Raw genomic sequence first — 12605 nt, forward strand, 5'->3', positions numbered from 1 at the left:
ATGATATATACGATACTTTTTGGGGAGGAAATATTATGGAAGCTACCTATAAAACGAAAGATGTGACGAATAAAACAGGCATCCCAAAACATATAGTCCGCAAATATAGTCAACTGTTAGAAGAACATGGTTATATAATTTCCAAAACAGCTGATGCTCGTATTTATAAACTTGATGATTTAAAACTATTGAAATCTATACATGAAAGAGCTGCTACATTGCAGGAAGATATTTCAGAAACGATACCAATTATTTTAAAAGAAAAAGAGGCCCCACCTGTACCAGTTATACAAAATACGCAAGAAATACAACCGAAAGAAAAAGAAGATGGGCGCAACTTCGAGGAATTCATGTTAAAACTTGAAATGCTCGCTCAACTAAATGAAGCCATTATTCATCAAAATTCTACCCTTATTACCCAAAATCGTTTAAAAGATGAAAAGCTAGATGAGTTGATGCAACAAGTTTATGTAAAAGAAGGATCTCAGGAAAAAATGCTACAAGAGTTAGTGGATCATGCCGCTCAAACAGATGCTCTGCAAAAAGAAAAGATGGACTTATTAATGAATCATATGTATAAACGAGAATCTAAACAAGAAGAAAAAATGAATAAACTCGTAAATCAAATTTATAATAAAGATAGCAACCGTGATGCACAACTTATGCAAGTCATTCGCGAAATTCAAGAAACAAAAAGATTAGTCTCCGCTTCAAAAGAACAAAGCTTTTTCCAATCATTTAGAAGTTTATTTAGCCGAACAAAACAAGAAAAAACAACTGAATAGCATAATATATTTTTTCTAATATAAAATAAAAAGTTACCTTCTATCGGTAACTTTTATTCCTTATTTCTTACAGCTGGCAATATAATAATCGCTTCAGTTCCTTTCCCACTTTCACTTTTATATTCCAGCGTACCATTATGCGCTTGTAAAATACTAAATGTTACCATTAGTCCTAATCCTGTCCCTTTTTCTTTTAAAGAATAATACGGTTGTCCGAGCCTTGCTAATTGTTCTTTCGTCATTCCAACACCACTATCTTTAACTCTTATTACAATCGTTTCATCTTTTTGTATAGCCGTTACTTTTAAATATCCTTTATTTCCTTGAATTGCTTCAATACCATTTTTAACAACATTCATAATAGCTTGCTTCAATTTCGTTTTATCACCGATCGTATAAAGACTTTCAGAAATCTCAACTTGCAAATATACACCTTGCATCGCTGCAAATGATGACATAAGAGTCGTCATTTCTATTAATTGAGCTGATAAGCAAATATGTTCTTTTTTCTCAATTTGTGGCCTTGCTAAATTTAAATAATCTGAAATAATTTGTTCTGCCCGGTCCAATTCAGCTAATACGAGACGCATATAATCCTTGTTCTTCACATCTTCCGTACTTTCTAGCAATTGAATAAAACCACGAACAACAGTGAGCGGATTTCGAACCTCATGTGCAACACTTGCTGCTAACTCACTTACAATATTAAGTTTCTCTGACTTTTGCATCTCTGTACGTAGTATTGCATTTTCATTTAAATATTCTGTTAAGTACACCTGAAATACCATTGTCATAACCATAATAAGCGAAGCAAATATATATCCGCTATATAAGTGCGAAACATATGGTGTAAACCCCGTTTCTAACAGAACGTTAATCATACCAATCACTAAAGAAACAAGTACGTACAATGATGAAATCATAAATGCTAAAATTAGCTTCTTATCCCTTGAAAATAGAGACCATTTCTTTGATAAAAATAATGGAACTATCAATAGAAATATTACTTCTATGACTGGAAGAAGGTTTATGCCCTTTAGCGCCCATTCATAGATAACAAAAATAACGGCCGGGATTAAACCAACAATCCCACCATATAAAAAACCACTAACAATTGGGATTGGGTGAAAGTTATACCCGCAAACGTCCCCAAAACAAATAGAATATGTCATAGAGAGAACGAGTGTAATGCTAGATAAAAACATAATAAAGTAGCGGTTCGGCTTCGGAGGCATTTCTTGATAACGATTTAAACGAATCGCTTCGTATAAAAATAGTGGCAAAATAATGATTGCAATTTGGATCATTAAATCACGGATAAGCTCCATAACCTCTCATCCCCTATATGTATTTTGATATGATTATATCATTTTACAGGTTTGTTTGTTTTAAAATTTTGATTTTTCTTAACATATTTGTTAATTCTTTGTTAACAACACATAATAATTGTTACAGATTTTCGAAATGAATGTAAACCCTGTACCAAATTTCTGCCCGACAGTATACAATGAATACGGATTACAAAGAAAATAAAAAATACTTCATAAGACGGACAACTATAGCAAAATACAGCATATAATCCATACTATCTATGTTTACAAATAAGTGATCATTATTTTAGTAGGAGGAAGATAAATATGGCGGGTACTACGCTTGTTTTAAAAGAAGAAAATTTGGTCGTTCTAGAAAACGTTGAAAAATCAGTGTATGAAGAGTTACAGCATAAAACAGGAGAAGAAAATTGCACATGCGCTGTGAATGAATCAGTTGTTCACCTTGGCAAAGTATCCTCTGTACTTTGGAATGAAGATGAAATAGATTGGGAATACGGATATTAAAAAGTCGCTTACAGCGGCTTTTTTTCTATTATTCCTCTCTTTCTACATACCATATACGCAAGCGAAATGATAGAAAATATGTTAAAATGAACTTAATTTTCAAACGGAAGAAAGGGAGATACAATGGAACAATTCATTAACCCTAGAGTAAAGGACATCCAAATTTCTGGAATCCGTCAATTCTCTAACATGATTCAAAACTATGATAATCTTATCTCTTTAACAATTGGACAACCTGATTTTCCTACACCTTCTCTCGTAAAAGAAGCGGCAAAACGGGCTATTACAGAAAATTATACAAGCTATACACATAACGCTGGTTTACTAGAGTTACGCAAGGCAGCTTGTAACTTTGTAAAAGATAACTATGATTTACATTATTCACCTGAAAACGAAACCATCGTTACAATCGGTGCTAGTGAAGCAATTGATGTTGCATTTCGAACGATTTTAGAGCCAGGAACAGAAGTCATTTTACCTGCCCCTATTTATCCAGGGTACGAACCGATTATTCGATTATGCGGCGCAACACCTATTTTTATCGATGTTCGTGAAACTGGCTTCCGTTTAACAGCCGAAGCACTGGAAAAGGCCATTACAGAAAAAACAAGATGCGTCGTACTGCCGTATCCTTCTAATCCAACTGGTGTAACTTTATCAAAAGAAGAACTACAGGATATTGTAGATGTTTTAAAAGATAAAAATATTTTCGTTCTTTCTGATGAAATTTATAGCGAACTTGTATATGAACAGACACATACATCGATCGCTCATTTCCCAGAAATGCGTGAAAAGACTATCGTCATTAACGGTTTATCAAAATCGCATTCTATGACTGGCTGGCGTATCGGTCTATTATTCGCACCAAACTATTTAGCTGGGCATATATTAAAAGTTCATCAATACAACGTAACGTGCGCTACTTCAATCGCTCAATATGCTGCAATTGAAGCTTTAACAGCTGCTAAAGATGCACCAAAAATGATGCGTCATCAATACAAAAAACGACGTGATTACGTATATAATAGACTTATTCAAATGGGCTTAACAGTTGAAAAGCCAACAGGTGCATTTTACTTATTCCCATATGTTGGCCATTTAACATCTTCATCATTTGATTTTGCACTTGATCTTGTGAAAGAAGCTGGACTTGCCGTCGTTCCTGGAACAGCATTCTCTGAATATGGTGAAGGCTACCTTCGCTTATCCTATGCATATAGTATTGAAACTTTAAAAGAAGGCTGTGACCGTTTAGAAGCCTTTCTACAACAAAAAGCTAAGAGTTAAACTCTTAGCTTTTTTTATGCATAATGATCGCAAGTTTGACGCTTCAGTAATTTATGCGGAATAATGATACACTTTGCAGTAGACTCCGCATTCTCTACTTTATCAACTAAAGCTTTTGCTGCCTCATATCCTAGCTGATATATATTCACGTCAACTGTTGAAAGCGGAGGACTCGCAATTTCTGATAATAAAGCATTATTAAAGCTTACAATTGAAACATCCTTCGGTACAACGAATCCTTTTTTAGAAAGTGCACTTAGCACACCAAGTCCAATCAAGTCATCCGTTGCCATAATTGCTGTCGGTGGTTGCTTTAGCCCCATTAATTCCTCCACGGCTTGTTGACCACTTTCTCTTGAAAAATCAAAATGTAAAATATACTCTTTCGGCAATACAATGTCTGCTAATTTTAAAGCATCACTCATACCAGCCAAACGATCTCTCGTCACAAGTAAATCTGATCCACCGCCGATGAACGCGATTTGTTTATGACCTAATGAAATCAAATATTCTGCTACTTCTCTTGCAGCTGTATAATTGTCATTATCTACATATGTAATTTCTTCTTTACGATCATATGGTTTCCCGATTAATACGAACGGGAAATTTTGTTTATGTAAATATTGAATAATCCGATCATTCTCTCTTGAATATAAAAGAATAATGCCACCAATTTGGCGCCCCTGCACCATCTTTACAACACCATTAAAAATTTCATCTTCCGTTTCACCTGTCGACATATAAAGCGCATACCCTTCCACATGTGCAAACGAACTAATCCCTCTTATAACTTCTGGGAAAAACGGATTTTGAAAAGCTTTACTTGCAGAACTTGGCATAACAAGGCCAAGTGTTTTTGTTGTTTGGTTAGCTAGGTTTCTTGCGTTTAAATTAGGATGATACCCTAGTTCACTCATTACTTTCCGAACACGACGCTTTGTTTTTTCACTTATACTTGGATTATCAGCAATTACACGAGAAACGGTAGATGGTGCTACATTCGCCTTCTTCGCCACATCTTTAATTGTAACTGTCATAAAAATCCCCCTCCTTTCACTTCTCTGCCATTTTATATATTTTCATCTTGCACCCGTTGCAAGTAATAGGGGAAGTCATAAACTTTCATTGATTCTATCTTGTAAAACCTATCATATTCTCCCTCTCCATGTATTGTAAGGGATAGAGCTCTTTTTTCCTATACTATAATATACTATTTATTTCACTTCTTTTCATATGGGATGTCAAATCTCTTTTCATCTCCCTATAAAATGTTTTATAGGAAGATGAAAAGAAAAATGGGACATACTGTCCCATTTTTCATCCTTTCGTACCTCCAGCAGTTAAACCAGAGATAAAGTATTTTTGTAGTGATAGGAATAAAATTGAAATTGGGATTGCAATCAATACGGAACCCGCTGCGAACGTTGTAAATTCATTCCCAAATTTCTTCGCCACCATTTCATATAATCCAACTGCTAACGTATAATTTTCTGGTGTGCGCAAAATAATACTCGCTAAAATAAAATCTGTAAATGGGCCGATGAAAGTAAATAACGCTACAACCGCTACGATTGGCTTTGCAAGTGGCATAATGATTTGCCAAAAAATACGGAAATGCCCTGCTCCATCCATACGAGCTGACTCATCCAATTCTTTCGGAATCGTATCAAAATACCCTTTCATAAGCCATGTGTTCATTGGAATTGCCCCGCCTACATAAATTAAAATTAATGCAAGGTGCGTATCAATTAATCCTGTTAACTGTGCTAATACGTATAAAGCGATTAACGCTGCAAAGTTTGGAATCATTTGCAAAATTAAAAATGTTAATAAACCATTTTTTCTTCCAACAAAACGGTATCTCGAAAATGCATAAGCAGTAAAACTAATTGCTAACACTGAAAAAATCATCGTTAAAACACTTACTTTTAATGTGTTTTTATACCATAGTAAATAATTACTATTCTCTAAATCTAATAACTTACGATAATGATCTAGTGTTGCATTTTGCGGAATAATACTTGATCCAGATAAACTATCACCCGGATTAAACGATGAGCCAATAATCCATAATAATGGATAGAAAATGATGGCACACATTACGAAAATAACGAGATAACTTAATGAGAGACGTAACATCTTTTGTCTTTTAATATTCATTTACATCATATCCTCTTCTTGGAATGATTTTGTTCTCTTAAATTGCCATAACGCAACTGTAATAACGATTAACGATAAGATCATTGTAAGAGCTGCTGCTTTTCCGTACTGCGCGGAAGTCATCGTTAACTTATAAATCCATGAAATTAAAATATCTGTTCCACCTGCGTCTTGTCCAGCTACAGCAGGACCTCCGCCGTTAAATAGATAGATGATACTAAAGTTATTAAAGTTAAACGTATATTGCGTAATTAATATTGGTGCTGTTGCATATAGAACAAGTGGCAATGTAATTTTACGAAACTGTTGCCAAGCTGTAGCTCCATCTACTGTAGCCGCTTCGTATAATTCTCCTGGAATCGATTGCAGTATACCTGTTGTCATTGCAAAGACGAACGGGAATCCAAGCCACGTTTGAATCATAATTAAAGCAATCTTCGCCCAAAATGGATCTGTCATCCAAGCAATCTTTTCAATTCCGAATAAAGCTAATACTTGATTGTTAATCGCTCCAAATGTTTCATTAAACATACCAGAGAAAACAAGAATAGATACGAATGCTGGGACCGCCCACGGTAAAATGAAGATTGTTCGAATAATCGCCTTCCCTTTAATACCAGGCTGATTTACGATAATCGCTAAGAAAATACCAAGTGCAACTTGTAATGTCGTTGCAACGAATGTCCAGATGACAGTCCAAGAAAATACACTTAAAAACGTTTCTCTCCACATCGGTAATGTAAAGATATCAATAAAGTTTTTAAATCCTACCCAATCTACTAATTTAGCTGGAGGAGAATGATATAAATCATAGTTCGTAAATCCAATTAAAATTACGAAAATGATTGGAAATACAACGACAAAGATAAGTAATAAAAACCCTGGTGAAACCATTAAATACGGAAAACCTTGGTCTAGTAAATTACGGTATTGCTCTTTTACAGAGTTTAACGGTGTTCCTATATCCCGTTTCTTTCCGTTTTGGTATGCATCATATAAATTAAATGCATATATTCCGAGTCCAAACACGATGACAATGAGTGCCAAGATTCCTTCTACTAATAGAAAGACAGAATGGTCACGTGGAACTTCTGTACCAAGCGTTACAATTCCCCATAATCCCATATTTAATAAATCAGCAAAGGCTACAATAAATGAACCTGTTAATACTAGAAAAATAAGACCTTTTACAAATTGTTTATTATACATTTGGCCCACGCCTGGAATGATTGATAACATGGTTGCCATTTTCCTATGTTTTGAACCGTTTAAGCCGTTTGCTGGTTCCATAGATGTTTGCATGTTCCTTCCCCCTTTTTTCTTGGGAGAGAATTCGTGCCCCTCATATTAGAGGCACGAATTTCACCTTATTTTTTCTTACTATGATTTGCCTCAATATTACCTTTAATTTGCTTCACTGCATTATCAAGTGCTGCTTTTGGTGCCTCTTTATCCGTAACAACTAATTGAAGCGCATCTCCAGCTGGTTTCCATACTTCTTGCATTTCTGGAATGTTTGGCATTGGAATTCCATTTTCAGATTGTGTTGCAACTGCTTTTGCAGCTTCGTTATCTTTAATAATTGGATCTTCCATTACTGCTTTTACTGGAGGAATTTCTTTCGTCTTCTCAAATCGAATTTTTGCGTTTTCTTCATTCGTTACCCATTCAGTGAACTTTGTAGCTAAATCATTTTGTTTAGAGAAACTTGTTACATGCCATCCTTTAACCCCAACAAACGTTTTCATTGGTTGACCATTTGGTAATTTCGGCATTGGAGCAACGCCATAATCAATTCCGTTCTTTTCCATTGCTTGGAACGCCCAAGGGCCGTTCATGATAGATGCTGCTTTTCCTTCATTAAATAGCCCATCAGCAGCAGGTCCACCAGATTCACCGATAATACCTTTCGGGAATAACTTTTCTTTGTACCATTTTTGAAGATACTCAGCACCTTGTACTGCTCCGCTATTATTTAATCCAACATCACTTGCATTTGGCTTTCCATCTTTTTCACCAAACACATAACCACCCATACCTGCCATGAATGCATTAGCAAAGTAGAAGTTATCTCCTAATGCTAAAAATCCGTACTTGCCATCTTTCGTAAATTCTTTTGAGAAGTTAAACAGCTCGTCCATCGTTTCTGGCGCTTTTGGCATTAGTTTTTTATTGTAAATAAAGACTGGTGTCTCAATTGCTTTTGGTAAACCATATAATTTTCCGTTATATGTCTGTGCTTCTATTGATGAATCAGTAAATTTACTCTTTACAGCATCATCAGCTTTCACTTCAGAAAGTAAACCTTCTGTTACTGCATTTCCGATTTGATCATGTGGCAATGTTACAACATCTGGTCCCGTCCCCGCTGGTCCATCAAGGCGTAACTTCTTCACTTGATCTGTCATTTGCATTTCAACAACTTTTACTTTTACTTTATATTTTTCCTCAAAGCTTTTCACTGCTGGTTCTAAACCAACACCTTTTTTATCATCTTCCCAAACGAGTAGATCGTAATCTTTCTTTGCTTTACTTTCTTCTTTTTTCCCTGAATCTTTCGGTCCACATGCAGATAACATACCAATTGATAATGCTGAAACCGTTAATAATGATAATGCTTTCTTCATCCCAAAAACCTCCCTGAATTGTATATGTACCTTACTAATTGAAAACGTTTGCATTAAATAGTTTAATAGAAGCGCAAACGATATCTCAATCTATGAAAACGTTTGCGCTATTTGTCTATCATTATACATTCTTTTATTCATTTTGCAAATATTAATTTTTAAAATATTATTACTACACTCTTTATAGATTGACTTTATATGAAATGAATACTACTCTTATAAGCAATATTAAAGCTATGCAAAAAGCAATCGTTTGCAACATATGCTTTATTATTATACTTAAGGGAACAATATGCATAGAGATAGTAAAGGGGGATTTTTTATATGCTTAAAGACGCCATCTATCATAGGCCAAAAGATAATTACGCATACGCTTACGATGAAAAAACGATTCATATCCGAATACGTACGAAAAGAGACGATGTTCAAAGCACCAATCTTATTTATGGTGATCCTTATGAATGGACAGACGGGAAGTGGATTTCTTCAAGTGCACCGATGAAAAAAACTGGTTCTACTGCATTATTTGATTATTGGTCCATTTCCATCGAGCCAAAATTTAAGCGCTTACGTTATGGATTTGAATTAAAAGCAGAGACAGAAACGCTTATTTATGCAGAACGCGGATTTTTTTCTAGCATTCCAAATGATGACGTTGGTAACTTTTTCTGTTTTCCATTTATTCATGCAAATGATGTATTCAAAGCACCTTCCTGGATTAAAGATACTGTTTGGTATCAAATTTTCCCAGAACGGTTCGCTAATGGAGATCATACGTTGAATCCAGAAAACACCCTTCCTTGGGGAAGCGCTGAACCAACTCCAACTAATTTTTTCGGCGGAGATTTTGCTGGTATTATGCAAAACCTCGATTACCTTGTTAAGCTTGGAATTTCAGGAATATATTTCACACCTATTTTCAAAGCACATTCAAACCATAAATATGACACAATTGACTACATGGAAATCGATCCTCAATTTGGCACAAAAGAAACATTCAAAGAACTCGTTGAGGCATGTCATACACACGGTATAAAAGTAATGCTCGATGCCGTATTCAATCACAGTGGATACTTTTTCGATAAATTTCAAGACGTACTAGAAAATGGTGAACAGTCAGCATATAAAGAATGGTTTCATATTCATGAGTTCCCAATTAGAACTGAGCCACTTCCGAATTATGATACTTTCGCGTTTACACCGTATATGCCGAAATTAAACACTGCACACCCGGATGTAAAAGAATACTTACTTGAAGTAGGGCGTTATTGGGTAAAAGAATTCAATATAGACGGTTGGCGCCTTGATGTAGCAAATGAAGTCGACCATAAATTTTGGAGAGAGTTCCGAAGTGAGATAAAAGCATTAAATTCTGAAGTATATATTTTAGGAGAAATTTGGCACGATGCACTTCCTTGGCTACAAGGAGATCAATTTGATGCTGTAATGAGCTACCCTGTTACAAACGCTCTACTGTCTTACTTTGCTAACAATTCCATTAAGGCAAATGAATTTATGAAACAAATTATAGAATCTCTACATTCCTACTCTATGAATGTAAATGAAGCAGCATTTCATTTATTAGACAGCCATGATACACCAAGAATATTGACAACATGTAACGGAGATAAAAATAAGTTAAAGTTACTTTATGTATTCCACCTTTCTTTCATCGGCTCTCCTTGTATTTATTATGGAGACGAAATTGGTATGGATGGCGGTATGGACCCTGATTGCCGCAAATGTATGGTTTGGGATACGAAAGAACAAGATCATCTATTATTTACACATGTACAAACATTAATTTCGTTACGAAAGCAATATAAAGCATTTGGAGGACATGGTACTTTCCAATTCATTGAAGCAAATGATGAACATAATTATATTTCTTATACAAAAACATATGAAGATGAAACTATCTTTTTCGTTTTAAATCCGACTAATAGTGATATTACAGCTTCACTGCCTCTCCATGTTACCGGAAAGAAAATCATTAATATTTATACAAACGAAGAATTTTCAGCGGAAGCAAGTGTATTACAAGTTACACTTCCTCCATATGGATTCTCCATATTAAAATGGTAACCAAAAAAATCCTTATACCAAAGTGGTATAAGGATTTTTCTTATTTCAATTTGAACACGATTGCTTCATACGGACGTAATGTCATGTTATCTATCGGTCCATTCTCTACGTCGTAATTGTGTATAAATAACTCTGCTTCACTATAACTAATGTCCTCAGGCAATTCAAATACACATTCTTCCGCAGTAAAGTTTGCAATAACAAGAAGTTTTTCTTCTCCATACGTTCTTACATATGCAAAAATAGATGGATTATTCTCCAATATTAAATCATATGATCCATACACAACTATTTCGTTATTTTTGCGTAACTCAATTAACTTTTTATAATAATAAAAAATTGAATCTTTATTTTGGATCGCTTGTTTCACATTGATTTCTTTATAGTTAGGGTTTACCGTAATCCAGGGCTCACCTGTTGTGAATCCAGCATGATCTTTATCATCCCACTGCATCGGTGTTCTAGCATTATCTCTGCCTTTTATATAAATAGACTGCATCACTTTATCTATATTTTCACCGCGCTCTATCACTTTTTCCTTATACATATTTAATGTTTCAATATCTCGATATTCATCAATCGATTCAAATCGAACATTTGTCATTCCGATTTCTTCGCCTTGATAAATATAAGGTGTTCCTTTCATCATATGAAGCACCGTCGCTAACATTTTCGCAGATTCAATGCGATACATTCCATCATTACCAAAACGAGATACAACACGAGGCTGATCATGGTTATTCCAATACAGACTATTCCAGCCTGTATGTTCTAATGCTTTTTGCCACTTCGTTAAATTCTCTTTTAAAGTAAGAAGTGAACATGGTTTTACATCCCATTTTCCGCCTTCTCCTGAGTCTAAATCCATATGTTCAAATTGGAATACCATCTGCAGTTCTTTTCGTTCTTCCCCGGTATACAATTTCGCTTCTTCTGTCGTTACACCAGGCATTTCACCAACCGTCATAATATCATAATGAGACAATACTTCTTCATTCATTTCATGTAAATATTTATGAATGTTTGGACCGTTCATAAAATACTTATGACCTGAAACATACCCCTCTTCTTCTGTTTCAACAGCTGGTAATCCCTCTTCTTTAGAAATAAAATTAATAACATCCATACGGAAGCCATCAATTCCTTTTTCTAACCAAAACTTCATCATTTCATAAACATCTTGTCTTACCTTTTCATTATCCCAATTTAAATCTGGCTGTTTTTTAGAAAACAGATGTAAATAATATTCATCTGTCATTTCATCATACTGCCATGCAGATCCGCTAAACGCTGCTCCCCAGTTATTCGGCTCTTTTCCTTCTTTTCCAGGGCGCCATATATAGTAATCTCTATATTTATTATCTTTTGATTTACGTGATTCAATAAACCAATTATGTTCATCAGAAGTATGATTAACAACTAAGTCCATCATAAGTTTCATATTACGTTCATGCATTTCATGTAATAGCTCATCCCAATCTTCCATTGTTCCGAACTCATTCATAATTTTACAATAATCACTTATATCATAACCATTATCATCATTTGGAGATTCATAGACTGGTGATAACCAAATTACATCAATCCCTAATTCTTTTAAGTAATCTAACTTTGAAATAATACCGCGAAGATCCCCGAGGCCATCACCGTTGCTATCCATAAAGCTACGAGGATAAATTTGATATACTACGCTTTCTTTCCACCACTGTTTTTCCATTATGCTACCCCATTTCATTCATAATTCGATTTTCTCTTTTTCAAGGCGCAAACGTTTTCATTAATGAATGATAACAGATTCTATCTTAATTTAAAATAGCGCTTAC

Annotated in this window: 10 protein-coding genes; 4 read left to right on the forward strand and 6 right to left on the reverse strand. The window is 34.8% G+C overall.

Annotated elements, in window-relative coordinates; genetic code table 11:
- Window positions 1-35: 35 nt before the first annotated feature.
- Window positions 36-785 carry a DUF3967 domain-containing protein gene (locus tag PSR14_RS20970; protein ID WP_098487380.1) on the forward strand — a complete coding sequence of 250 codons (750 nt, stop codon included), beginning with the start codon at window positions 36-38 and terminating at the stop codon, window positions 783-785.
- A gap of 53 nt (window positions 786-838) precedes the next feature.
- On the opposite strand, the gene kinB is transcribed toward PSR14_RS20970, so the two are convergent.
- On the reverse strand, window positions 839-2113 hold the full coding sequence (kinB, locus tag PSR14_RS20975; RefSeq protein WP_000420384.1) for a sporulation sensor histidine kinase KinB: 1275 nt from the start codon (window positions 2111-2113) through the stop codon (window positions 839-841).
- A gap of 309 nt (window positions 2114-2422) precedes the next feature.
- On the opposite strand from kinB, the gene PSR14_RS20980 reads away from it, so the two are divergent.
- Window positions 2423-2623 carry a hypothetical protein gene (locus PSR14_RS20980; RefSeq protein ID WP_000929285.1) on the forward strand — a complete coding sequence of 67 codons (201 nt, stop codon included), beginning with the start codon at window positions 2423-2425 and terminating at the stop codon, window positions 2621-2623.
- Window positions 2624-2746: 123 nt separating this feature from the next.
- Complete coding sequence (locus PSR14_RS20985) at window positions 2747-3910, forward strand: aminotransferase A (protein ID WP_000434564.1); 1164 nt, start codon at window positions 2747-2749, stop codon at window positions 3908-3910.
- 14 nt (window positions 3911-3924) lie between these two features.
- On the opposite strand, the gene malR is transcribed toward PSR14_RS20985, so the two are convergent.
- From malR to PSR14_RS21005, 4 genes are all read right to left on the reverse strand, one after another.
- Window positions 3925-4947: a maltose operon transcriptional repressor MalR gene (gene malR, locus PSR14_RS20990; protein ID WP_000219043.1), complete on the reverse strand. Its 1023-nt coding sequence runs from the start codon at window positions 4945-4947 to the stop codon at window positions 3925-3927.
- A 280-nt stretch (window positions 4948-5227) separates the two neighbouring features.
- On the reverse strand, window positions 5228-6070 hold the full coding sequence (gene malD, locus PSR14_RS20995; protein ID WP_001022608.1) for a maltosaccharide ABC transporter permease MalD: 843 nt from the start codon (window positions 6068-6070) through the stop codon (window positions 5228-5230).
- Window positions 6071-7372: a maltosaccharide ABC transporter permease MalC gene (gene malC / locus PSR14_RS21000; protein WP_001194989.1), complete on the reverse strand. Its 1302-nt coding sequence runs from the start codon at window positions 7370-7372 to the stop codon at window positions 6071-6073.
- A 65-nt stretch (window positions 7373-7437) separates the two neighbouring features.
- Window positions 7438-8697 carry an extracellular solute-binding protein gene (locus tag PSR14_RS21005; protein ID WP_000709918.1) on the reverse strand — a complete coding sequence of 420 codons (1260 nt, stop codon included), beginning with the start codon at window positions 8695-8697 and terminating at the stop codon, window positions 7438-7440.
- A 324-nt stretch (window positions 8698-9021) separates the two neighbouring features.
- Between PSR14_RS21005 and PSR14_RS21010 the strand changes: the two genes are divergently transcribed.
- Window positions 9022-10782, forward strand: a complete 1761-nt coding sequence (locus PSR14_RS21010; protein ID WP_000910090.1) for an alpha-glycosidase — start codon at window positions 9022-9024, stop codon at window positions 10780-10782.
- Between the two features lie 40 nt (window positions 10783-10822).
- Here the strand turns inward: PSR14_RS21010 and malL are convergent, their stop codons facing one another.
- A complete protein-coding gene (malL, locus tag PSR14_RS21015; RefSeq protein WP_080450174.1) occupies window positions 10823-12499 on the reverse strand; it encodes an oligo-1,6-glucosidase in 1677 nt (558 codons plus the stop codon).
- Between the last annotated feature and the right edge of the window lie 106 nt (window positions 12500-12605).

This window comes from Bacillus sp. A01H (genome assembly GCF_045277205.1).
In the GTDB taxonomy this organism is placed as follows: Bacteria; Bacillota; Bacilli; order Bacillales; family Bacillaceae_G; genus Bacillus_A; species Bacillus_A paranthracis.